This is a genomic window from Corallincola platygyrae (assembly GCF_039544265.1).
Lineage (GTDB): Bacteria > Pseudomonadota > Gammaproteobacteria > Enterobacterales > Neiellaceae > Corallincola > Corallincola platygyrae.
In genome coordinates this window covers 11740-36441 of sequence record NZ_BAABLI010000032.1, presented here as the reverse complement: position 1 = coordinate 36441, position 24702 = coordinate 11740, and the positions used below count along the sequence as shown (strand labels likewise).

Sequence of the window (24702 nt, the reverse complement as noted above, 5' to 3'; positions counted from 1 at the left end):
TGGCGTGCATTCAGAGTTTTGGCGTGACATTTGGCATCTACTCTGGCGCATTCCTCTGGGCGTTTTATAAAGGCCGGGATACGGACTACCTTTTGTCTCCAACTATGATTGGTTTTCATATTGGGTTGCTTCTCGTCTGCACTTTTTTGTCCTATTTCAAGCAGCTACCCAGAAAATAGTTTTGGGCGGAGCAGTTTATATAGTGTGGACCAGACCCTTGAATGTTTGAAGGCGCCGAAAGGCGCCTTTTTTGATTCCGCAATACTGCTTTCTCCCTAGATTTCAGGCCCCATTTTTGGCCTTCGTCGATTCCGTTCTTATCTGTTTCCGTCTAACATCTTTCTCTTATACCAATCCGCATAAGAATATGATCTACCAGCGGGAATTTAGAGCACTTCAGGCAAGGCAGGTGATTGAAGGCATAGTTGTTCTACGCCGAAATCAGCTAACGCAGCATTAAGTGATTTAAAACCCGCCCTACGGGGAAGTCTGGGCAAGCCCACTTCTACGTTGCAGCCATTTGCAAGGGAACAACCATTGCTGCATAACTGCGCCTTGAATTGAACTTGCCCAGGCTTCCTGGTTGACCATATCTTTATGCGGATTGGTATTAACTGTTACCAACATATTTTTGGTAACCAGCTTGTTGATTTAACTGCGCTTTCCCAAGAGGCTCATGTGCTGACTGTATATCCTTCCAATCGTCTGGAAGATCTCTCCTTTTTGATTGAAGCAGTACTGGCTACCCGCCAGGGTTCTGTATTGCAGCCAGACACTATTCTGGTTGAAAGCCAGGGCATGCAGCACTGGCTCAATATGCAGTTGGCTGAGAGCCAGGGTATCGCCATGAACCTGCAGTTTCCGATGCCCTCGCGGTTTATCTGGGACACTGCCCGATTGTTGCTGGGACAGGACGCGATCCCCAAACAATCTCCGTATCGAAGGGAAGTGCTGGCTTGGCGCATTGATAGTCTGCTGGAAAGTGACGGCTTCAAAGCGCTTGCCGACGCCTCTGCGGCAACCCACTACTGGGGCGGCGATGGTAGCCAGCCAGATCCACTGAAACGGTTTCAGCTAGCCACCAAACTGGCGGATCTGTTCGAGCAGTACATGATGTTCCGTGCCGAGTGGATCCTGGCATGGGAAGGTCAGCAAACAGCAACAGATAGTGACGAGTTAGAAAACTGGCAAGCCTGGCTGTGGCGGGAGTTAGTCAGGGAAGAGCCTTACCATCCGGTTAAACTGCAAAAGATGGCATTGGAAGCGATGGCTGAAAATGCCTCTAAGCTGCCCAAACAGGTGATGATATTTGCCATCAACACACTGGCGCCGCAGACATTGGCATTTTTTGAAGCGCTGGCCGCTTACAGTGATATTCACCTGTTCCACCTTAATCCGTGTGTTAGCTTCTGGGGGGATGTTCAGAGTGACAAAGCAAAAGCTAAATGGCTACGCGAGGCGCAGGTAGATGCCTGGACCGCAGGTGCCACCAGTGGAGTTAATGGCACTGTCAGTGGAATCAATGGTGAGGGAAACCATCAGGAAGCAGAGCCTTCTAACCCTTTGTTAGCAAATCTGGGCCAACAGGGCAGGGAGTTCTTTAACCTGTTGCAGTCAGTGCAGGGTTACGAGATAAGCGCCTTTGCAGATTCACCTGAGAACCAAGAGCAACAACGAAGTCGCGTTCTTCAACAGTTGCAGAGTGATATTCTTAACCTAAGAGATGCGCGTGAAAACCCGCCAGAATCGGCCGTAGTCGACGATTCGATAGTGGTTAGCAGTGCGCACAGTGCACTCCGTGAAATCCAGTCCCTGCATGACTATCTTCTGCACCAGTTTGCGAATGATCCTGCACTCAAGCCGCAGGATGTGTTGGTGATGTGTCCAGCGATTGAGGATTACGCGCCTTACATTGATGCGGTATTCAGGCGTCCTTGGGACAAACAAAACCCTGATACGCCCAGATTACCCTGTTCTATTGCTGACCGAACCTTGCTGGATTCTGAACCGCTGATTTCGACATTCTCAGAGCTGCTGTTGTTACCTGACAGCCGTTTCGAGATCAGCCGTATCCTCGACTATATCCGTTTGCCCGCGCTGCAGAAAAAGTTTGGCTTTACCGATGATGAGCTATCCACCATCGAATGGTGGTTAAGGGATGCAGCGATCCATTGGGGCTTGGATAGCGCCCATAAACAGGCGATATCGGGTAACGAACAAAGCTCTGACAAATTCACCTGGCAGTGGGGGCTGAGCAGGCTGCTATTGGGTTTTGCTCAAAGCGATCAGGAGCAGATCAGTCACGGCCGATTGTTGCTACCTCATGTTGAGGGACAGCAAGCGATTTTGCTGGGGCGTTTAATGCAACTGCTTGAACGATTGCAAAGCCATGCTGCAACCTTGTTGAAAGCCAGAACTCCCGAGCAGTGGCAAAATTATCTGCTGCAGCTAAGAGATGGCTTCTTTGCGCCTGAACAGGGACATGAACAGGAAGCGTTTGAGCTGATAGGGCAAGCCATCAGCAGCCTGGGGGAATACACGGCGCAGGCAGGTTATGAACAAACCTTAGGGCTGGAAGTGGTCAGGCACTACCTGAATCACCACTTTACCCAGCCTGACGGCGGTAACCACTTCCTTACCGGGCAGATCACCTTTTGCTCCATGGTGCCGATGCGCAGTATTCCATTCAAAGTGATTGCGGTACTAGGGCTTAATGACGGGCAATATCCAAGGCAAAGCGTCCCCCTGAGTTTTGATTTGATGGCGGCAACAGGCAGGAAACCGGGCGACCGCTCCCGTCGTGGTGATGACAGATACCTGTTTCTGGAAGCGCTGATCTCAGCACGCCATTCGCTTTACCTGAGCTATCAGGGCAACAACATTCGCAACAACGCAGAACGCCAGCCCAGCCTGATCCTAAAAGAGTTGATGGACTATCTAACTCATGGCTACGGCTGGCAGTTAGATCCCGAAGCAGAAACCGTGAACGGAACTGAGACCAGAGCTGAAATCAGAGCTGAAATCAGTGGCAACCAGAATCAATTGTTGCTCAGGCCACTACATCCATTCAGCGAACACAACTACACCGGTCGTTTCCCCAGTTTTGACCCGGGGTGGATCCGCCTTAATCAGCCGCAAGCGTCGGTTGATAATCTGATTTCATTACCCGCGGAAGAGCCTACTGAAAAGCGGGTCCAGCTCGAACAACTGGTTAGATTCTTTGATGATCCACTGCGTGGTTTTGCCCAGGAAAGACTGGGCCTGAGGTTAGGTCAGCAGGTGGAAGCCTTGTCAGATCCCGAACCCTTCGCACCTGATGGCCTGACCGGGTACCAGATAAAGGATGCTTTAAGCGAAGCGTTTCTGTCAGAGCACTCTGTCGAAGCGGCGAACCTGATCCGAGAGCGTTATGAGCTTAGCGGGCTTTTGCCTGAGTCTCCGTTAACGCCGCAGTTTTTTGATGAATGCGAACAGATCTCATCGCTATATGCCGAAGCTTACCGTGGCGTTGGCCAAGCCGAATCCGAGCCTGTCACCATAGATGTTGGCGATTGGACACTGGAAGCCAATTTGAATTGGAACACTGCGGACGAGCAGCGTGGTTTGTTGATGGGGCGACCAGCCACCAGAAAAGCAAAGGATGATCTTAGCTTCTGGCTGCATCACTTGGTTGCCACCCTGGTAAAAGGTGAACCAGTACAAAGCCACTTTGTGCACCTGCACTCCACCGACCAAGGCAAAACGTTCAAAGCGCGGCGTGCTCAGTTCGAGGCTACTTTGACGCCGAAAATTGCGGGGGAGTATCTGTTGCAATGGATCTCTACTTGGCAGCAGGCGTTAACTCAGCCTCAGCTGCTGCATGGTGCCCTTGGCAAAACCACATCTCAGGCGCTGCTTAAACTGGCCGCGAAAGCGGGGATACCGCTTGATAACGAAACCGCAGTGGATTTTTATGGACCATTAGCAGGCAGCTTCGAGACAGCCTGGCAGCAGGCGCTTGCGCCCAGCGAACATGGTTTCGGAATTGCTGACAACCCCTATTTTCAGTGGTTTTACCGCCATACGCCTGAATTCTCAGAGCCGCAGCGCCAGCTGCTTTGCTCACTGTATCTGCCTATTTACAGCGAGCTTCAGGAGATCAAGAAATGATGCAGGACCTAAATGCATTGACCTTGCCCCTTGCCGGGCGACACTTGATTGAAGCGAGTGCGGGCACAGGTAAAACTTACAACATCACCCGACTTTATTTGCGTTTACTGCTGGAGCGTGAGTTGCCTGTTCAGCAGATTTTGGTGATGACCTTCACTAAGGCGGCTACTCAGGAAATTAAGGGGCGAATCGATAGCTTCTTGCGTGAAGCGCTGGCGGCGCTTTCTCAGCCTAAGCCCGATGATGACTTCATTGCAGCATTGGTAAAACGCGTAGATGCACAGCGAGCCAGAAACCTGTTAAAGGTGGCATTGCTGGAGCTGGATGAAGCGGCGATTTTTACTATCCATGGCTTTTGTCAGCGGGCCTTAAAACAGCAGGCGTTTGATTCCGGTATCGCCATGGAATTGAACATGGAAGCGGATACCAGTGACCTGCTAATGGAATCGGTCAGGGACTGGTTCAGGCTTATTAATCGTGATGAGCAGGCATTCAATCAACTGGCAGAACATGGCTGGCATACACCCGAAGCTTTCTACGACAAATTCCGTTCGGCGCTGTACAGCCGCCATTCGATCATTGCGGCTGACGAAGCCCAGGTAGGGCAGCATTACGAGTCTCGCATTCATCAGGCTGTTCAAAGTGAGTTTGGTGAGCAGAAACAATCCTGTTTGACTCTATTGCAGTCGGGCCAAGCTGAGATTTTTTCGCTTCTGGTTGATGGTCATAAAGACGCCGCGGGCCGACAGGCTGAATGGGCGCAGATCATTGAATGGTTGGAAGCGCAGGATGCCACCCCATGTCCAAAAGCGGTGGGCGATTTTATTAACGGCAATCGCTACCGAAAAGCGGAAATGAAAGAGGTGTTGCTGCCTTTATTCGAACCGCTGAAAGCCTTACGCACCGAGTTCGGCAAGCTGCTGACAAAAGCCGTATCAAGACGTGATAGCCAACTGTCAAAGGTACCAGCGTATCAACTGGCAGTCGCTGGAATTAGTGAGATACGCCGGCGCTTCAGTGATGCCAAACAACGTGCGGCGGTGATGGACTTCGATGACCTGATCAGTACCTTAAGTGACCAACTGCAATCTGCTGAAAGTCAGAACCTGGTAACGGCACTAAGAGCGCAATACCCGGTGGCCTTGGTCGATGAGTTTCAAGACACCGACCCAAGCCAGTACGCCATTTTCGATACCCTCTACCCGAAGGCTGATCCCCACCATTTGCTGCTGATGATCGGCGATCCAAAACAGGCGATCTATGCCTTTAGAGGCGGCGATATTTTTACCTATCTGAGCGCGCGTGACGGTGCTGACTACCAGTGGAAGATGGACACCAACTGGCGTTCAATAGCTCATGTAGTGACCGGCTATAACCGCCTGTTTTGGGGCCAACCGTTAGAGCAGGAATCACCTGCCGATGTGTTTGGTTATCAGATTGGCTACGAACGGATTGAATACACATATAAGGCAAAAGCCAATGCAACACCACTCACTGACAGTGCTGAGCGTGCGGCGCTCAACTATCTGTGGCTAAGCCAAGAACAGGCGCTGCGATTAAATGGTGTTGTTGAGGATGCTGGTGACAAGAATCAGTCAGTCTCCGTGACGGCCGAGCAACTGATGCAGGGCATGGCGCAAAGCTGTGTCGGTGAGATCGCTAGACTGCTTGCAGAAGCGCGTTTGGGTAAGCAGCTGCTGCAAGAGAAAGATATCGCCATTCTGGTGCGCCGTGGGGCCGAAGCGGAAGTGGTTCAGCAGGCATTGCAGCAGGCTGGTTACAAGTCGGTTTATCTCAGCGAAAAGGAATATATCTTCAGCTCGCCGGAAGCCATGATGTTGCAGGCTGTTTTGAACGGCATCCTGGAATGCGAAAGCGATAGCCTGTTGACGGCTGCGCTGGCGACAGACTTGATGGGGGGCAGTGCCGAGCTGCTGGCTAAATTCCGTCAGCCGGAATACGAAACCCTTTGGGAGCAACAACGAGCCTGGGCAGAATCTCTGAAACAGCTATGGCTGGACCGCAGTTGCATGACTATGTTGCTCGAGTTGATCCACAATAGCTTCAGGCCGCAGCCGGAAAGACATGAGCGAGCGCTGACCAATGTGTTGCATCTGGCGGAACTGTTGCAGCAGGCCTCCCGCCAGCACAAACATCCTCAGCAGTTACTCAAGTGGTTTAATGACCAGTGCCAACAGCAATCTGGCAACGAAGAAGCACAACTGCGTTTGGAAAGTGATGCCAACCTGATCCGCATCGTTACTATGCATGGCTCCAAAGGTTTGGAATACCCGGTGGTGTTTATTCCTTTTGCCAGCCATTACAAGGACCCTGTCAGGTTTAGAGGCGCGCTTTACGATTACTATGAATACCACCAGCCCGACACTGGCGAAGCAACCCGATTGCTGGGGCAGCATGACGAAGCGATCGCTTTGACTGCCAGTGAAGGGGAAGCTGAATCCATTCGTTTGCTCTATGTGGCTGTGACCCGCGCTGCACACCGCTGTTACATCGGTGTTGCGCCGTTCAGAAACAGTGCTCGGTCACCACTGGGATTGACGCTGAAGTTAGAGGGGGCTTCCGCTGGCGACAGCGTGTGGGCCGACAGCTTATCTGAGCTGGTAAATACCAGCCGTGGCAGCAGTGCATGGCTGCCAGCAGAACAGCTGATCAGCGATATGTCTGAATCCACAACAGACAGCGTTGAAACACAATTGCCGCAAGCACAGCGTTTGCAACGAGAGATTGATGATAACTGGAGTTTGAGTTCGTTCTCCGGCTTGGTCCGGAATGCACCTCACCAGAAGCTCAGCAACAAGGAGCGTAGTGATGACGAAATGAGCCCGGTTGTCGCCGTCGACAGAGGGCAGCTGCCGCTGCGTTTTCGACTTCGCAAAGGTGCTGACGCTGGTAACTTGCTTCATGACATTCTTGAGCATACTGACTTTGCCCAGCCCCATTGGGAATGGTCGCTACAAGCGCCAGTGCAGCGCTTTGGTAAGCTCGAAGAGGCCGAAGTTGAAGAGCTACAGGCCTGGCTCGAACAATGCCTGCACGCAGCTATGCCGATTCTTTCTCAAGCGCCATCAGATGATTCCTCGGAGCCTGAACAAAGCGAGCAGTTTTGTCTGGCCGACGTATCTTGGGGGCATACTCTGCGAGAAGCGGAGTTCTACTTCCCGATGGCGGGTGTATCGCTAACTAAACTCGCCGACTGCCTGCAGCAGCACCGAGCCAACCAACTGCCGGTGTTCCTGCCGGGAACAGAACAGTTACAGGGCATGATGCACGGCTTTATCGATCTGATTTTCGAGTATCAGGGCAGGTTCTACGTTGCCGATTATAAGTCGACCCATTTGGGTGACTCCTATGACGATTACCATTTCGACGCACTCAAGCAAAACAACCAGGAGCACTATTACGACCTGCAGTATCTGCTCTACAGCGTTGCCTTGCACAGATACCTAAAGGTGCGACTACCGGATTACGATCCCGCACTGCACCTGGGAGGCGTCTACTACCTCTATCTGCGCGGTATGACAGCAGAGGCAAAGTGCGCATCTGCGGACATAGGCTCTGCGTACCCTGGTGTTTTCTATGCCCCGATAGATATCGAACTGCTGACGCAGATGGACCAGCTATTTGCATCTGATAATCAAGAGGTACCGGCATGAGCTATCAGTCCAGCGAGCAGTGCATGGCGCAACTGAGCGATATTGAGGCCATTGATTATTTCTTTGCTAAACAGATGCTTGATGAACTATCTGCTGAGCTGACGCCTGAGTATGACGAAGAAGAGCAGGCTCTAAGCTTTCATATTTTTCTAGCGCTGCAGTGGTCGTTACGGCAGGGGCATAGTTGCTTGCCGCTATCCGCATTGGCTGAACAAACCTATTGGCAGGACCATGAAAACGATCAGCCTGGCTATCAGTTTCCAGCGTTAGCATTGCTGCAATCACTTTGTGAGCGATTGAACATAACGGGTGACGCCAATCTGCCCGTTGTGCTCGAACAATCAACTAGTGGCCACGTCTTGTACCTCCGCCGCTACTGGCAGTTTGAGCGGGAAGTCGCGCATGCACTGAAGCAACGGATGTTGCTTGATGATGTTAAGCCGGCGCAACTTCAGCGGGTGAAAACACTGTTCCCCAGCCTGTTTCCTAACGTGTTCCAGGCAACATCTGATAGCCAACAACCTGATTGGCAACAGGTCGCTGTCGCTAACGCCATTGGTCGTAAGCTCAGCGTGATCTCTGGCGGCCCAGGTACCGGGAAAACTTACACGGTGGCGCGATTACTGGTAGCGATGTTTGCAGCGGCCGAGCAGGGCGATTTCCGAGTGATGATGGCAGCGCCTACAGGTAAAGCTGCACAGCGCTTAAAAGAATCGATCATGAATGCAAAAGGGCAGATGCTGACGCAAGGTATTGATGCCGCCTTGGTGGCGCAGATCCCAGACGAAGCTTCCACCTTGCATCGCCTGTTAGGTTTTAGGCCACAAAGCCTGCAACTCAAACATGATCAGGAACAGCCGCTGCACTGCGATCTGCTGCTTATCGATGAGGTCTCCATGATAGATCTGCCGATGATGGCGCGGGTGCTACGGGCACTGCCTGAACACGCATCTTTGGTTTTACTGGGCGATTCACAACAGCTGCCTTCGGTCGAAACCGGATGTGTCATGGCCGACCTGAGCCTGTCTCAGGTCACTGGTTACTCTAAGCGCGCTGCCGCTCAAATAGCCGAAATATCTGGTCAAAAGGTACCTGTCAGCGAGCAGGGGGATTGCGCTTATGAAAACGCCTCCGACTATGACTACCTGACCCTGCTTACCGAGAGTCGCCGCTTTGGTGGTGAGATCGGTGAGTTTGCGCAAAAGGTGATTGGCGCCGACGCATCAGCATGTCGTCAGATGTTATTGGCTCGCCAACAAACAATGACCCCAGAACAAAGCAATTTCAGCTTCGCACATAAGCCGGATATTCAGCTGACCTATATCGATAACCCATCACTGGATAATTGGCTTAAGGCAGCCAGTTATCACTACTTCCAACCTATCGCGAAACAATCCTGTTTAGATGATGCCATGAACTACTTGGAAGGTTTCCGCTTCTTGGTGCCTGGCCGGCAGGGCGAGCGCGGTGTTGAAGGTTTGAACCTGCGTATTGAACAGTGGTTGGCGAAACGAAACTCTGCCATTACACCCGGAAGTCATTACCAGGGCAGGCCGGTGATGATTGTCGAAAACAGCTACAGCACCGGGTTGTTTAACGGTGATGTGGGGCTGATTTGGCCCGATGAGACAGGTCGGCTGGTGGCCTGGTTTGAACAGGAAGAGGGTGGTTATAAACGTATCAGTTTGGGCCGTCTGCCGCGGGTAGAAACCGTCTATGCCATGACCATCCATAAAACGCAGGGATCTGAGTTTAAACATGTCGCTATTGTGCTACCTGAGCAGGAGAGCCAACTGCTATCGCCGGAGCTACTTTATACGGGGCTGACCCGTGCCAGGGAACACCTGTATGTGGCGGGGGATTTGTCGATTTGGCTGGCGGCACTGAGTAAATCTGAACAGCGCTATTCTTTATTGAGGCAAAGGTTGTCGCAACGATTGCAACAGTTAATCTGAGGGCGTCGTCAGTCGTTGGTTTTCTTTTAGTTGGTTTTGCTAATTTTGTGAACTCAGCAAAACTATTTATTTACGAATAACCACGCAGATCCCACTATCGCAACATCTTCATATTTAGTGGATTTCTGTGTGGTAATTTGAAGCCAAGTCATAAGCTAGTCGACTGGACGTCAATCGCGCAACGGATCGCGGCAGCGTAACGCCATATAGTGAAGAAGGTCCACCAGTGCGAATAAACAATCCTGTAACTCAGAATAACTACGCCTTCCCAGACAGCGCCAATATCCTCTCTACCACAAACCTGGATTCCACCATCAAGTACGTAAATGCGGACTTTGTGGAGATCAGTGGCTTTGAAGAGAGCGATCTATTGGGCCAACCCCATAACATGATCCGTCACCCAGATATGCCGCCACAGGCGTTTGAAGAGATGTGGCGCTGCCTGAAAGGTGGTGAGTCTTGGATGGGGCTGGTTAAGAACCGCCGTCAGGACGGCGACCACTACTGGGTCGATGCCTATGCCACGCCCATTAAGTCCAAAGGCCAAACGACGGAATATCAGTCGGTTCGTGTTAAGCCTAAAACCAATTGGATTGAAAGAGCGGAAAACCTCTATGCCAAACTTCGTGGTGGCAATGATGCACCTTCAGAGATCCGCGCGGGTTTATCGCTAAAAGCGAAGTATCAAATCGGGCTGTTAGCATCGACCATTGGTGCAGGTGTTATTGGTTCATTGGTTGGTGACAGCAGTGTTGCCTGGACAACCGCGGGTGTCGCCTTGGTTGCCGGTGCTGTGGTTTACCAACTGATCCACAAGCCGCTGTTTGATTTAGCTAAACAGGGCAAAGCATACGCTGATGATCCTGTGGCGCGTTATGTTTATACCGGTCGCCAGGATGAAGTTGGTCAGATCCAGTTGATGATGAAGAATCTACAATCTGAACCTGTGGCGATGGCGGGACGCTTAAACGATTACGCCATCAACTTGTCTCAGGCTTCATATCAAATGGAGCAAAATCTGACTTCGACTATGGCCGATATCCAATCGCAGCATTCAGAAACCGATCAGGTTGCAACGGCGGTTGAAGAGATGAGCGCCAGCATTCATGAAGTGGCCAACAACGCCCAGGTAACAGCAGAATCTGCACAGGAAGCCGACCGTAAGGTGAAAGAGGGCGCATCGCTGGTGACGGATACGGTAGCCAGTATCCAAAGCCTGTCAGGCGAGATTGAAAACACCGCTGGCTTGGTTGATGCTCTGGCCAAAGAGAGTGAAAACATCGGCTCCGTGGTCGATGTGATCCGTGCCATTGCTGAACAAACCAACCTGTTGGCATTGAACGCCGCGATTGAAGCTGCACGTGCCGGTGAGCAGGGCAGAGGTTTCGCAGTGGTTGCGGATGAAGTGCGTACGCTGGCTAACCGAACCCATAACTCCACCGAAGAGATCATGCAGATGATCACACGCCTGCAGAGCGAAGCGAAAAGCTCTGCTGAAGCCATGCTGGCGGCGCAGGATCGCGCTAACAGCAGCGTAGAGTCGGCGCATCTCGCGGAAGAGAATATGGAAGCGGTAAGTATTGCGGTAACGCAGATTAACGATATGAACCTGCAGATCGCTACCGCGGTTGAACAGCAGAGTTCTGTGGCTCAGGAAGTGAGCCGCAATATTGCAAATATGAAGAACCTGGCTGATGAGGTGCTGGCAGATGCTCATACCAGCAGTGAGACCAGCCAACAGGTGACGCAGCTCTCCAACAATATGCGTGAATTGGCTGAGCAGTATTGGGACAACAAGCGAGACGTCCTGGCTTAGGTAATAATCGCTACCCATAACCAAACGCCCCGCAGGTCGGGGCGTTTTTGTATCTATACAAATCCTGTCGTTTTTGACGTTAACTAATCGTTAAGTCCGTACAAATATTCTACTGGTTTAGATCTAAGTCATTGTTATGTGATTCATCTACATCTTTAACAGGTTTGTCACATATTGACACCCTATGGCCGTGGTATTTTAGTCGTTTGTTTAAGGTAAATGGACATCAAATCAGCGAGGGAATTCGCACAAGCAGCATGTAGTTAAGAAGGATTTCCCGTGCGTATCAATAACCCAGTCACTCAAAAAGAGTTTCGTTTCACTGAAGGTGCAAACATTCTCTCTACCACCAATCTCGATTCCACCATCAAGTATGCCAATGCCGACTTTGTCGATATCAGCGGCTATGACGCGTCAGAACTGTTAGGCCAACCCCACAACGCGATCCGTCACCCGGACATGCCCAAGCAGGCATTCGCGGAAATGTGGCGGCGCCTAAAAGCAGGTGAATCCTGGATGGGTGTGGTGAAGAATCGCCGTAAAGATGGCGACCACTACTGGGTTGATGCGTATGCGACACCGGTACAGGGCAAAACCATTGAACCGGAGTATCAGTCGGTCAGGGTAAAAGCCAAAGACGCATGGATCGAACGTGCCGAGCATATCTACGCCAAGCTGCGTAACAGTGATGCGATACCAAGAGAGCTCAAAGCCGGGCTTTCTATCGGTGCCAAGTTCTCTATCACCGCATTGCTGGCAGTCACTGGTGCGGGTGCGATTGGTGCTGTCATTGGTGATGTCACAACGGCGGTGACTACGTCGGTACTGGGGTGGTGTGCTGTGACCGCCAGTTATTTCGCCATGCACAGATCCCTGATGAAGCTGGCCAGAAAAGGTGAAAGCTTTATCGATGATCCGGTCGCTCGATATATTTACACCGGCCGCCAGGATGAAGTGGGTCAGATCCAACTGATGCTGAAAAAACTGCAATCTGAGCCCGTGGCGATGGCGGGGCGTCTTAACGACTATGCGACGAATCTGTCGGCTGCGTCTTACAACATGGAACAGAATATCAATTCCACCATGTCAGACATTCAATCTCAGCACTCGGAAACGGACCAAATCGCCACCGCAGTGGAAGAGATGAGCGTCAGTATCAATGAAGTCGCCACGAATGCGCAATCTACCGCTGATTCAGCACAGCAGGCCGACCTGAAAGTGAAAGAGGGTGTGGGACTGGTTGCCGATACCGTATCCTCTATTCAGCAACTCTCCGGTGAAATTGAGAACACCGCGGGACTGGTCGATGCGCTGGCCAAAGAGAGTGAAAACATCGGCTCTGTGGTTGATGTAATTCGTGCGATCGCTGAACAAACTAACCTACTGGCACTTAACGCAGCAATTGAAGCGGCACGCGCAGGGGAGCAAGGGCGTGGCTTTGCCGTTGTGGCAGATGAAGTTCGTACTCTGGCAAATCGCACTCACAACTCTACCGAAGAGATCATGGAGATGATCAACCGCTTGCAGAGCGAGGCCAAGAGCTCGGCTGAAGCCATGATGGCCGCTCAACAGCGCGCCAATGCCAGTGTCGATTCTGCCAACCTGGCAGAGGAGAACATGGAAGCTGTGAGTGTTGCTGTCACTGAGATTAACGATATGAACCTGCAGATTGCCACCGCAGTTGAGGAGCAAAGTGCCGTTTCACAAGAGGTGAGCCGCAACCTCATCAACATGAAAGACCTGGCTGATGAAGTATTGAATGATGCCTTTGAAAGTAGCAAAGCCAGCAAGAACGTAACTGAGCTTGCTAACAACATGCGTGAGCTGGCTGAACAGTACTGGAACAGCAAGCAGGATGTACTGAGTTAATCCGCAGGCATACATTCAGTACTTGTAGAATGATAAAAAACGCCCCAATAATGGGGCGTTTTTTATCTGAACCTTATCAAATGAAAAGGATTTTCCATGACAGCATCCGGCATATTGGATCTGAAAGCTTTGCTGACAGGTCTCGAGCCAAAACTCCTGAGCGAAAAATATGTGTTTTGTATTGGCACCGAAGGTCAGGCACACAGACTCTCTCCCATCGCCACATTCAGAGAAGTTGAAGGGCTAACACTGGTACTAACCAAAGCCCAAGCCGACGAGGCAGGACTCGCTTACGAAGCAACGTTTCGCTGTATCACACTCACCGTTCACTCCAGCCTTGAGGCAGTAGGGCTCACTGCCGCCGTATCAACTGCCTTGGCAGAGCAGGGGATCAGTGCCAATGTGATTGCGGCTTATTACCACGACCATGTGTTTGTGCCGTCGGAACGAGCTGAAGAAGCGGTAAATGTGCTCCGTTCATTAAGCACAAGTCCCAGCCCCAGCTAAAACTAAGTTATTAAAGTGTGGCTAAAACAGTGTTTTAAGATGTTTTGGCAGGGTATATTGAATCCCAATCGCCGAAAGGAAGTGGCGCTCTCCGTTAGTTACTCTCTTTCCCCTTCCAATTCGGATACAAATTTAAGCCTTGTTATGTTGTTCGCTGATGCCCGCATCGAGTGGTGCGGTAGCCTGCGTGAAAGAGCGGACGCATAACAAGAAAAACCATTGGAACAAGTTATACAGCACGGCTTTGCCGCTAACTTGCTCCCTATTTTAGGCGTTAAACAGAAAGTATTAGTATGTTAGGACAACATCGAATTTTTGCAGACCACTACCAGTTCTACGTTTTTGATTCAGAATCCGACCCTCACGAAGTGGATGAAGAATGGTCTGATGAAACAGTCAAAAAGGGGTTTATAGGCGGTAAGAACTCAGTGCATGTGATTACTTATGGTGATTACAACGACCATTCCGTACGTTTGTTCCTTAGCGCTCCCAAGACTGAACTAGTAGAGAGAGACCACGAAGTAACGACAACAATTGAAGTCGCGTCAGGTAATGTGCGCCTATCTTCACCCGCCTACTCTCGTGAGGACGAGCCAGTATTCAAAGTTCCTGCTGGTAAATATGTGCTTACAGTGCGGTCTGTAAACTTGGGTAGTGAAGACCCTGATGCAGTCGACCTAAATGACAATGAATTTCTTAAACAAGAGCACCTGGAGCGCTATGAGCTCTATTTCCAGCTTGCTGTTTAACAAGCTTAATCAGGACGCTGCAAAACAACGCGACTGGACTCCCTTCGCGAGCTCCGGTCGCCCCTGTTGCGAGCGTTAGGCATCATCAACAAGGAAGTCCGAGAAATGAACAAACTCAAGACAATAGTGGCGTTAATGCTTTTCTTCTCATTACCCAAATATGTACTGGCTGGGTCGCCAGTTTTAGAGCCTGAATCTTGGTCTTTTCCAGATGTCATTGAGCATGCGCGAAAAATAAGCCCAAACAATATTGAAGGCAAACCATTTAATCAATTTGGTCTGGCATATTCATCAGAAGAGGTTTCCTCTCTAACATTATCCACTTTGCCAGCAAAAGAACTTCAAAAATATGCCGATATTGTAACGCATGCGTACCCAGACGCAGTTGCTAAGCAACTGCCAACAAAATGCGACAACTTGCCAGTTGAAAAACTAAATGAAACAGCTGTAGCTGGTGTTGCTTATGTTTCTATCAATGCAGCCGACTCAAATACAAGAAAACGGGCAGCGGAGTGTTTAGTAATTATTCAAAGCAACTTCGCTAAAATAGGCAGATAAAATGCCAAACAGGAAAAACCATTGGGACAAGTTAAACAGCGCGGCGTTGCCGCTAACTAGCTCGCTGTTTTAGGCGCTATGCGCATCATTAAAATCTTTCTGAAAGCGAGGATAGGAATCCTCATTCACAGTACAGGATCCGCAGGATTAACTTTTTATGATTTCTATTACTAGGTTCGAGACACTCACACCCGGCCCACACTTGATTGTCTTAGGGGCTGTTCATGGCAATGAGACCTGCGGTACGACTGCTATTCGCAAGTTAATTGATGAACTCAACAACGGGCTCTCTCTAACCAAAGGGACATTAACTTGTGTTCCGATTTGTAATCCTAAAGCATACGAAAAAGGCACCCGCTTCTTCGAACGTAACCTCAACCGGGCGATGTACATAAAAGAGTCGCCCAGAGATTATGAAGACTTAATCGATCCCGTACTCTGCGGTCTTCTCGATCAAGCTGATATATTGCTCGACATTCATTCGTATGCTTCCCAAGGTGGGCCCTTTGGATTCTTAGGCTTCACGAATGCACAAGAGATTGAATATTGTCGTTCGCTGGGTATCAATGACTTTGTATATGGCTGGGCTGACGCCTTCGGTGAGGTAGAAGAAGATCCAAGAGATAACATGGGCACCGTTGAATACGCAAGATCGGTGGGCTGCATTGCCACAACCATCGAATGTGGCAACCACCTTAACGACGATGCCGCGGATATCGCATACGACACCATTATCAATGCACTTACATATCTTGGTATGGTTGCCTCTGGAAGCGTCGAACAAGCTAAAGCAAAGCCAACGGATCAACAACGGTTCGTACAGATGAAGTCAGTTTTTTATAAAGAAAAAGAAGGCGACACCACTCAGCCCTGGAAGCATTACGATACAGTGGCAAAAAATGATGTGTTGGCAACCTATGCCGATGGTGAGGAACTTGTCGCCCCCGAAGACGGAGTAATCATACTACCGAAACTGCACGCCGAGGTGGGTGGGGAATGGTTCTACTTCGGCGTTGAAACAACTAGCCCTGAACCACAATCTTGATTCCCAAAGAAGGCAGCACTGTTTCATTGTCTGCTGCAAATGCAGTAAACCAGCAGCCCAATGCCAAACTTGTAAACAAAAAAATATGAAGATACCGGTTGGACTTGCAGATCATTCGCTTCTCCGATGAGGGCCGGCGCCTTGTTACTGCAGAGCACGCTAACTAGCTAATTATGGACAATATTCTGGTAAGTGCTTGTGTTCATCAGAGATAGTAAACCGAGTCTATTCAAAATTCTGGTTACTTATTTCTCAGTCTTCTTTTCTGGCGTTCTGAAATTGAAGCTTCGAGCTACTATGCGAGCGAGAGGTTCGGTGTTTAGAATGGGAGACCATGTCAGCTAAAAAATGTCAGCTAAAAAATGTCAGCTAATAAATGCCAGCTAATAAAAACCAGCACTCGAGCTTCATGTGTGGGCATAAGGATTTAGGGTGAATATGGACATTTCACTGGAAGAGATAGATCGTTCAAATTACGAAGCCGTTTGCGACCTTGATGTCACCAAAGAACAAGAGGCGTATGTCGCATGTAACATGTGGTCGCTTGTTGAGGCGCATTACAATCCGGGCCACACGTGCAAAGCCATCTATCACGAAAAGACCCCCGTTGGTTTCTTTATGTGGGTTCAGGAAACTGCTACCAAAGTATCTATATGGCGTTTTATGGTGGATAAACATCATCAAAACAAAGGCATCGGCAAGACTGCTTTAAACCTCGCCATTGACGCTATTAAAACAACCGTTGGACTAAAAGAAATTGAAATATGCTACAACCCAAAGAATCCTGTAGCGAAGGAGTTCTATGCCGGTTTTGGTTTTCAAGAAGTAGGGATGGATGACGAGGGTGAAGATATGCTCGCCCTTATCAAGCTATAAATAACATTCGATTCTGGAGTCGAGCTCAAGTGCAACTTTTATACAAGATTTCAGCTGCCATTGCTGTAATGTTTTTTGCCTTTATTGTTTGGGTTATCTATATGGCAAATACAGGAACCAGCAGTGTGTTTTTCGATTTTATCAGGTCAATTCCCTACGGAGATAAGTATGGGCATGTTGGTCTTTTTGGGTTTTTGACGCTGGTGTCAGTCATAGGTTTTAAGTTCAGGAGCTTTTCTGTTGGTAGATTGGATATCTACTATGGCGCAGCCCTTGTGGTTGCTTTTGCGCTGCTGGAAGAGCTTAGCCAGGCCTTTATCCCTTCCCGGACATTTGAACTCATTGATTTAGCCGCAGATGCCACAGGCATAAGCTGCGCATGCTTAATCTGTTTTGTGGTTAAGAGACAGTTAGCAAAATACGATGCAAATGAGGGTGAAGGCAGCGTTGTTTAGCTACGCCTTTAAGACCGGTTAGGGAGCAGGGACAACGAAGCTGCTGCATCTGCCCAATGCCTTGTGTTATCTGTACTAAGCTGACAAGCCCGTTGCTTATAAGATAGGGAGCTGTATGAAACGTCTACACATATTTATCGCGTTGTTGGTGTTCGTGCTATCCATGGCAAGCAGTGGTTTTGCTGAAGACGAATATCCAGTTCTCGAAGGCCCCTATTTAGGACAAAAGCCGCCGGGTATGGTGGCAGAGCCTTTTGCTCCTGGCGTTATTTCCAAAAGTGGTTGGGAACTCGAGGGCGTGTTTGCTCCCGGTATGAAGGAGTTCTATTTCACCACGGGCTTTAATGAAAAGTATGAACGTCCCACCGTGATTGGGTTTCGTCAGGAAAATGATATCTGGACCAAATTCATGGATTTTAGGCGCGATGGCGAGGTGACGTTTTCACCCGACGGAAAGCGTATGTATATGGCCGAAGGCTACAGGGAGCGCATTGAAGGGGGGTGGTCCGAGCGTAAGAGCCTAGGCCCTATGTTTGACCGAGAGGACTGGGGCATTATGCGCCTCTCGGTGTCTGCAAAGGGCACCTATGTGTTTGACGATTACAAAAGCAATGACGTGATCCGGATATCCAAGCTCAAGGACGGTAAGCGCCAAGAACCCACTCTACTAGGCCCGGTCGTTAACACGGGTAAGTGGACAGCCCATCCCTTTATTGCGCCAGACGAAAGCTATCTGATTTGGGATAGTGAACGAGAAGGGGGCTTTGGTGACTCTGATCTCTACATTAGTTTTCGCCAGGAGGATGGCTCCTGGGGGCCTGCAATAAATATGGGTGAACAGGTCAATTCTGATAAGTGGGATGCCTATGCCACCGTGACCCCAGACGGAAAATACATATTGTTTAATCGACGTATCGATGACGGCAGTGATAGCGAAAAAAGGAACATCGACATCTACTGGGTGGATGCAAAGATTATTGAGACGCTAAGGCCCAAAACATAATGCTGGGTCGCTGATTAATCGCCGGTTTTGTGTCTTTATCTGTCAGCAAACGCTATTCCCACTTTTGAATTCGAGGTCTACATGCCATACGTCAATGTTCAAATAACCCAAGGTGCAACGAGAGAACAGAAGGCAGAAATCGTTAAAGACATAACAGACTCCCTGCAGCGAGTGCTTGGTAAAAAGCCGGAACATACCCATGTCGTTATCCAGGAAATTGCAGAAGAAAATTGGGGATATGCTGGCCTGCTTACCGATGAATGGAAGAAGAGCCAGCCTTAAGCTGGTTACTCGTCCAGCAGCGGTCACTGAGTCCTTCACTCAACTCCCTATTTCAACTTACTTCAACTTAACTAACCTCAGCTCCAAGTGACAAGCCCAAAAAATGGGCTTAACTCCACGACAGAATCGACTAAATCTGGCTACGGATTAACCGAACAGGTGAAACATGCCACATTCTGCTTAATCCCGCGTGGTGTCTGGCTTCAACGCATATTATGATGCTCGCCTGAAATTGGATTTAGGCCCGCGGCCAATGAGCTGGTTTATCCAGTCTGCAAGACACCAGCTCTAGAAACAAAAAGCAAGGAACAAGGAAGCCGTTACCCCATGTCGCTGAGAACCTACCTGCAACAGATTGATGCTGGTAAACCGGTTAACTTTGACCGGCTAAAGTCATTGCTGCCGCCGGAGTACAGCTCTGAGTGGAAATCGATTTTCGGGGTGAAAAAGGTAACGTCGTCTCGCTGGTCGGTGGAAGTGAAAGATCCTGAACGGTTTGAGGCGTTGCTGCAGTTGGCAGAGCGCCCGAAAAATCGATTGGAAGCGACTGAGAAAGGGGACTCTCATCTTTCCGGTACCAGCCACAGTTATCTGTTGGTGTATCACGATGGCCTGCCGGACGTTCGGCCGGGACTGGTGTTGCTCAGTGACCAAGGTGTGGTGCAGGACTTTGAGCCGAAAAAGCGCGTGTTGCTTGTCGAAAACGAAGAGAACTTCTTTCAGCCTCAGAAGATGCTTGAAGCCGCGGCTCAGTTAACCGGGCAAGCGTTTTCTCTGGCGGATACCGATGTGGTGTTGGGTAGTGGCAGCCGTGGATTGTCGGCAGAGCGTGTCGATTGGTACCTGCAGTATGAGCAGGTGGTATGTGCTTTCGATTACGATACTGCGGGGCTTGAAATGTATGCGTCGCTTGAGCGCCAGATACGCCGTTTAAGAGAGCGCCGGGATGATATAACGACCTTGGTCAGTTATCTGCAGCCAGAGGATTACGAATCCTGGTGGCCGCAGTTTAAGTGCCAGCCTAAATCAGAAAAGAACTATTTGCGTGGGCGCAAACTCGCCACCGAGCTGGGCTTTGACAGCCTGGCGCTGGCCTTTGCCAAAACCCGCAAGTTTATGGAACAAGAGATGTTATTAACGAGTGTGACAGTGCAGGGTGCTAGCAAAAACACTTGCAAGGTGAACAAATGAGTCGGGATAGATTTACCATTAAACGTTTGGTGCTGGTGGACTCCGCTGGCCTTTGTTATGTCGAACTGCCGGTCGACTCGCACGCCATGTTGCTGGGTAAAGGCAACGTTGGTAAGTCCAGTTTGCTTAACGCCATTCGTTTGTTCCTGTTGCCAGAAAACAACTTTAAAAGCAGCCGTCGCAAGTTTGCGTTTAAAGTGCCGAAAACAGACGACTATTACAGCAACGACGACAGCTACAACCACTATTTCCCGACACCAAGGAGCTTCCTGATCCTTGAAGTCGAGAACTTTGTCGGTACCCATTGTCAGATCCTGCACGCGACACCAAACCTGGGTTACAGCCGAATCTTCACGCCGCTGCGATATGACCAGATCCGCCATCTGTTCTGGGATGGCTCTGCGCCTGAAACTGCCGAGGGCGAGGCGGTTATCGAAGATGATGGTATTGGCCGTGCGGTGGCAGATCTCAATGCGTCCCGCCTGTTTAATGAACTCAAAGCGGTAGCGCCAAAAACCGAAACCGCCAACGACACCAACAAGCTCAAGCGATTGCTGTATGCCAACAATCTGCTTGATGCGAATTCCATGCGTTACAGCCTGTTCCCACTGGCAGAAACGGATGAAGCCCGTATCGACTCGTTACGTACCCTGATCCTACTGTTGTTTGAAATGAACACCGGCGCAGATACGGTTGCCCGTGCGGTCGCCAGCATTATTGAAGCGGATAAAAAGTTTTCATCCGATGCGCTGGATTTCGATATTCAGCAGTTTCTTAGCAAACATGAAGAGCTTAAACGCGCCCAAGAGAGGCTGGTTCGCATTCAAAATGCACAGCCACGATTTAATCTGTTGCAACGTCAGTATGCCGATTACGTCGGGCTCGCTGATGCCGACAAAGCCTATGCCGCGTTTGCCAAGGGGATTAAAACCCAAACTCAGACACTGAAGTCAGATGCGGAGCAACTCAGCCGAGCGTTGGGTGAGCACCAGGCCGTCAGTAAACAGCAGAAGCTGCAGCTAAAACAGGCGCAGGGCGAAGTTCATGACCTGCAAACCCAGCTGAAAGTCAGTCAACGTCGCTTTGAAAAAGAGCAGAAAACGGTGGATGCGGTTGAGCAGCTAAAACTGCAATACGCCTCCAATTTCTCCATCGACGAGATTGTCGAGATCCTGCAGGAAGAGCTAGCAGAGAGCCGGGAACGCCGTGATGCGCTGGCTAACCAGGAAGCTGCGGCCAGTCGTCAACAAAAACTCACCATGCGCAATGAGCAGGCGAAAGCGCGGGAGCAGCAGCTTAAACAGACCCTGGAAAATCAGGAGTACCTGCTGAGTCAGCAGTTGCCGGATCATATTCTTGCGCCACTGGCTGCCGTCAATGCACAGCTAGTGAAAGCCAACCCGTGTGAGCCGTTGGATGATGACGCGCGCGAAGCGATCGTCAACTTCTCCAACCTGTTTAAACAGAGCGAAGGTGGCCACAGCTATGGCTTCTTCGACCAGAGTTTCCAGGGCAACCCATCGCAGTTCGCTGACGATATCGCTGCAGAATTAGATCGTGTGTTGGACGAACTTTTCGACATTAACAAAGCGTTGAAAGAGCTGAGTGTTGATGGCGATCCTGCGCACCGCAAACATCAGATCGAAAGCCTGGATCGTGAGATTAAGTCCCTTAGCCACGATCTGGAGAAAGTGCAGCGATACCCTGTGGCACAGGGCATTGTGCAGGATGAGCGTATTGAGCTCGATAAACTCAGCGAACAGCTAATGTCAGCCGAGCAGAGACTGGCGATCGCTCAGGAACAGTTTGATGAAGTTGAGCAGCGCACTGTTGCCAGCAAACAGGCTTATGACACCGTCAGCGAACAACTGGTGGTGGCGCTGCGTTTGTCGCAACGCCAGCATGAGCTACAGAACATCTATCCGCGACTCGCGAGAGCTGTTGAGTTGTTCGTAGAGAGCGAGCAACTTGTTGAACAGGATGGGGCTAAGCAGAGTGATGCTAAGCAGGATGAGGCTCAACAGGATAAAGCTAGCGAGCTAACCGAAGCTGCCTATCAGAAGATTGAATCTGATCTGCATAAACTGGAGCAACTGCGCCAGACTATTATCAGTGAACTGCGCGAGTTTGTTCACGAGCGTTTTATTGAAGAGGATCAGGAGATCCGTCAGCAGGCGCCATCCTCAGGTGCCGTTAAACGCTGCATGCAGCGCCTGGTAGATCTGTTTAACGAGTTGGCCCAGCGCGAGCAGGTGCTAACCCACCAGATCCAGGAGCATAATGAATCGGTAGCCAGTTATGCCAAAGTGCTGACCGATAATTACGAACATATCCAGCGTTTCGAAAATCAGCTTAACCGTGACTTCCGCGAGGTCAGCATTAACGACCTCGAAGAGGTGCAGGTACGCATCGATATCAATCCTAAGTTCCGTAATCTGGTTAACGAAATCGCCAAATTGGATCTGCATGGCGACAGCCTGCCTTCTGACCAGTTCTATACCCGACTGCAGGTATTTGTCGGTGAGTTCTTCAAAAATGGTGGCGACAGCCGCCTGACCATGGACAAGATCGTTACCCACTTGAGTTATCGCACTCGTAAAGCGGGTGATAGCGCGCTCCAGAGCAAGCAGCAGTCCAACTCCACCACGGCACTGATTAACTTTGAGATGGTGCAGATCCTGCTCAACCGGGTACTGCACAGTCAGTGCGACGTGGCGATGCCACTGGTGTTTGATGAGGTAGCGACGGTCGACCTGGCGCAGTTCGACTGGCTATTGCCGCACCTGAAACGCCGTGGTTTCAGCCTGTTTGCCGCATCGACCTATAGCGCCAGCCCGGAGCTTATCCATAAGATCGGCGCGCACCATGAAATTGGTGCTATGCGCACTGCCAGCCCATACAGCGCAGGGCGCAATGTGGTCTATTGGGGCGGGGGAGAAGGCTTTACCGGATTGGATGATCCTGAATTGGATGGTTTGCCCCTGGCTGATGTCGACCAACTGGGTCTGCTGGAGCATGAAGCGTGATCAAACGTTTTAGCACTCTGGAAACCATTCGCACGTTGCTGGCACATCCGCAGGTGATGCTCGATTGCATCCAGCAGATGGACAAACTCGGTGAGCGCTTTATCCGTGAATCACAGCTGCTGCTGAGGGTACGTGACTATATCGCTAACCTCGACAGTGACGAGCAGCGCCGCCTGCAAATTGCTTTCTCGACTGACAACCTGTTTCACAGCCAGATCATCGGTGATATCGAAAAAGTCGATGGCGACAAACTGCTGTTGTTTCAGGATGAGGTGCTTAGCCTATTCCGCTTGTGTGATGCTTCATTACATCAGGAACTGACCGATTCTCGCCTGCGTAGCCGTCTAGACAGTTTGCGCTCGGTGCAGGAGCGTCTGAGCCACGCCAGCTTTATTGACAGCGACGATGACTTTACTGAACTGCGTGATGATCTGTTGGAGCAGCTCAGTGGCCTGCTGAGTTTGATCCGCAAACACGTCGCCGCAATGCAGGACTTAAGCGGCCGTTTGGAATCGATGTCAGCAGAAGCGAGCCGTTCACCGGAGCATTTTGTCGCGTTTCGTCGTCAGCTGTTTGAGCGCATCAGCCATATCTATGAGCGTCATATCAAACCTACGCTGATGTTTGTAAACCCGGAATCCCGACTGGCCGATGGCGCCAATCTATTCCGGGTAATGAAGGATTGTCAGCAGTTGCTGGAGCGTCACGGCAAGCCGGATATCGCCGATCAGGTATTTCGCTTTTCGATGAGTTTTACCAACGTCTATAAACCGGTGACGGCGGTATCTCGGGAAGTTGAACGCTTCCTGCGTAAAACCCGTGTTGGCATGTTGGAGTCCAATGCCATGGAGCATTTCTTCCAGCAGCTTAAAACTGACTATGAACACACTCTGGACCATGATCTGCGTAAGACCCGTTTGACCGGCACGCTGGCCCATGATACCGGCTTTGCGTTGGGCCTTAAACAACGGGCGCGTCCAGCACGCTATCGTTTTGGTGATTCCGAAAGTTACAACGACAACCTGCTGCAGGAAATAGAGCTGCGCCTTGGCGACCTGGTACGCAGTACCGACTGGCTACCGAAAGCGGGTGAAGCCAGTAAACAGTCGCTGGCACAGCAGCGCATGATAAGGGCAGAGGCGTTATTTAAATGGCTACAGAGCCTGCCGCTGCGGCCTACGTCAGATATGATCGCCATGCTGCACGAGCGGCTGAAAGATCACCTGCCGGGTTATCAACTTTCGGATCTGTTGGCGGCGTCTATTCGCTTGGGCCATCTCTATGCAGAGCCAAGAAAGGTGCCAGATGCTGTTAACGTAAAAAGTAACGTGAAAGCGGACAAGCAAGAGAGCAAAAAACCGGTTGATGACCATCATCTGCAAGTCGCTGTTACCAATAAACGCACCAAACTGATTTGGCAGGATCATGCTTACATCTACCGTCGTCGCAAACTCAACGCCGTGCATCTGCACTCTGAACACCCTAGCTTTGAGAGCAACAGCGAGACAGAGACAAGCCATAGCGACGACTGAAAGAGTATAAAAGTC

General features: G+C 50.4%; 16 protein-coding genes. All 16 read left to right on the top strand.

Annotated elements, in window-relative coordinates:
- Positions 1–678: 678 nt before the first annotated feature.
- The 16 genes from recC (at position 679) to ABEA14_RS17530 (ending at position 24687) form a co-directional block, all read left to right on the top strand.
- Complete coding sequence (gene recC / locus ABEA14_RS17605; RefSeq protein ID WP_345341875.1) at positions 679–4149, top strand: exodeoxyribonuclease V subunit gamma; 3471 nt, start codon at positions 679–681, stop codon at positions 4147–4149.
- The gene (gene recB / locus ABEA14_RS17600) at positions 4146–7823 is read left to right on the top strand and encodes an exodeoxyribonuclease V subunit beta (RefSeq protein ID WP_345341873.1); all 3678 of its coding nucleotides are present in this window, start codon (positions 4146–4148) and stop codon (positions 7821–7823) included. The genes recC and recB overlap by 4 nt, the downstream gene beginning before the upstream one ends.
- Positions 7820–9778: an exodeoxyribonuclease V subunit alpha gene (gene recD, locus ABEA14_RS17595; RefSeq protein ID WP_345341871.1), complete on the top strand. Its 1959-nt coding sequence runs from the start codon at positions 7820–7822 to the stop codon at positions 9776–9778. Before recB ends, recD begins: the two co-directional genes overlap by 4 nt.
- A gap of 226 nt (positions 9779–10004) precedes the next feature.
- Entirely contained in the window at positions 10005–11594 is a 1590-nt protein-coding gene (locus ABEA14_RS17590; protein ID WP_345341869.1) for a methyl-accepting chemotaxis protein, read from the top strand.
- Positions 11595–11873: 279 nt separating this feature from the next.
- A complete protein-coding gene (locus ABEA14_RS17585) occupies positions 11874–13463 on the top strand; it encodes a methyl-accepting chemotaxis protein (RefSeq protein ID WP_345341867.1) in 1590 nt (529 codons plus the stop codon).
- A 96-nt stretch (positions 13464–13559) separates the two neighbouring features.
- Positions 13560–13970 (top strand): ACT domain-containing protein, encoded by a 411-nt coding sequence (locus ABEA14_RS17580; RefSeq protein WP_345341865.1) that lies wholly within the window; start codon positions 13560–13562, stop codon positions 13968–13970.
- A gap of 293 nt (positions 13971–14263) precedes the next feature.
- Positions 14264–14719: a competence protein ComJ gene (comJ, locus tag ABEA14_RS17575; RefSeq protein WP_345341863.1), complete on the top strand. Its 456-nt coding sequence runs from the start codon at positions 14264–14266 to the stop codon at positions 14717–14719.
- A 105-nt stretch (positions 14720–14824) separates the two neighbouring features.
- The gene (locus tag ABEA14_RS17570; RefSeq protein WP_345341860.1) at positions 14825–15277 is read left to right on the top strand and encodes a hypothetical protein; all 453 of its coding nucleotides are present in this window, start codon (positions 14825–14827) and stop codon (positions 15275–15277) included.
- Between the two features lie 157 nt (positions 15278–15434).
- Positions 15435–16322 carry a M14 family metallopeptidase gene (locus ABEA14_RS17565; RefSeq protein WP_345341859.1) on the top strand — a complete coding sequence of 296 codons (888 nt, stop codon included), beginning with the start codon at positions 15435–15437 and terminating at the stop codon, positions 16320–16322.
- A 438-nt stretch (positions 16323–16760) separates the two neighbouring features.
- Complete coding sequence (locus ABEA14_RS17560; protein ID WP_345341858.1) at positions 16761–17198, top strand: GNAT family N-acetyltransferase; 438 nt, start codon at positions 16761–16763, stop codon at positions 17196–17198.
- 29 nt (positions 17199–17227) lie between these two features.
- On the top strand, positions 17228–17653 hold the full coding sequence (locus tag ABEA14_RS17555) for a VanZ family protein (protein ID WP_345341857.1): 426 nt from the start codon (positions 17228–17230) through the stop codon (positions 17651–17653).
- 115 nt (positions 17654–17768) lie between these two features.
- Positions 17769–18656: a TolB-like translocation protein gene (locus ABEA14_RS17550; RefSeq protein ID WP_345341856.1), complete on the top strand. Its 888-nt coding sequence runs from the start codon at positions 17769–17771 to the stop codon at positions 18654–18656.
- A gap of 81 nt (positions 18657–18737) precedes the next feature.
- Positions 18738–18938, top strand: a complete 201-nt coding sequence (locus tag ABEA14_RS17545) for a tautomerase family protein (RefSeq protein ID WP_345341855.1) — start codon at positions 18738–18740, stop codon at positions 18936–18938.
- Between the two features lie 327 nt (positions 18939–19265).
- Complete coding sequence (locus ABEA14_RS17540) at positions 19266–20129, top strand: hypothetical protein (protein WP_345341853.1); 864 nt, start codon at positions 19266–19268, stop codon at positions 20127–20129.
- Positions 20126–23155: a coiled-coil domain-containing protein gene (locus ABEA14_RS17535; RefSeq protein ID WP_345341850.1), complete on the top strand. Its 3030-nt coding sequence runs from the start codon at positions 20126–20128 to the stop codon at positions 23153–23155. Before ABEA14_RS17540 ends, ABEA14_RS17535 begins: the two co-directional genes overlap by 4 nt.
- The gene (locus tag ABEA14_RS17530) at positions 23152–24687 is read left to right on the top strand and encodes a hypothetical protein (RefSeq protein ID WP_345341848.1); all 1536 of its coding nucleotides are present in this window, start codon (positions 23152–23154) and stop codon (positions 24685–24687) included. Before ABEA14_RS17535 ends, ABEA14_RS17530 begins: the two co-directional genes overlap by 4 nt.
- Positions 24688–24702 lie beyond the last annotated feature (15 nt).

What these genes read in the sequence shown, in the direction of transcription:
- comJ (WP_345341863.1), top strand. Translation starts at nt 14,264, where the DNA reads ATGTTAGGACAACATCGAATTTTTGCAGACCACTACCAGTTCTACGTT.
- recD (WP_345341871.1), top strand. Translation starts at nt 7,820, where the DNA reads ATGAGCTATCAGTCCAGCGAGCAGTGCATGGCGCAACTGAGCGATATT.
- recB (WP_345341873.1), top strand. Translation starts at nt 4,146, where the DNA reads ATGATGCAGGACCTAAATGCATTGACCTTGCCCCTTGCCGGGCGACAC.
- ABEA14_RS17545 (WP_345341855.1), top strand. Translation starts at nt 18,738, where the DNA reads ATGCCATACGTCAATGTTCAAATAACCCAAGGTGCAACGAGAGAACAG.
- ABEA14_RS17560 (WP_345341858.1), top strand. Translation starts at nt 16,761, where the DNA reads ATGGACATTTCACTGGAAGAGATAGATCGTTCAAATTACGAAGCCGTT.
- ABEA14_RS17540 (WP_345341853.1), top strand. Translation starts at nt 19,266, where the DNA reads ATGTCGCTGAGAACCTACCTGCAACAGATTGATGCTGGTAAACCGGTT.
- ABEA14_RS17550 (WP_345341856.1), top strand. Translation starts at nt 17,769, where the DNA reads ATGAAACGTCTACACATATTTATCGCGTTGTTGGTGTTCGTGCTATCC.
- ABEA14_RS17535 (WP_345341850.1), top strand. Translation starts at nt 20,126, where the DNA reads ATGAGTCGGGATAGATTTACCATTAAACGTTTGGTGCTGGTGGACTCC.
- ABEA14_RS17580 (WP_345341865.1), top strand. Translation starts at nt 13,560, where the DNA reads ATGACAGCATCCGGCATATTGGATCTGAAAGCTTTGCTGACAGGTCTC.
- ABEA14_RS17570 (WP_345341860.1), top strand. Translation starts at nt 14,825, where the DNA reads ATGAACAAACTCAAGACAATAGTGGCGTTAATGCTTTTCTTCTCATTA.
- ABEA14_RS17565 (WP_345341859.1), top strand. Translation starts at nt 15,435, where the DNA reads ATGATTTCTATTACTAGGTTCGAGACACTCACACCCGGCCCACACTTG.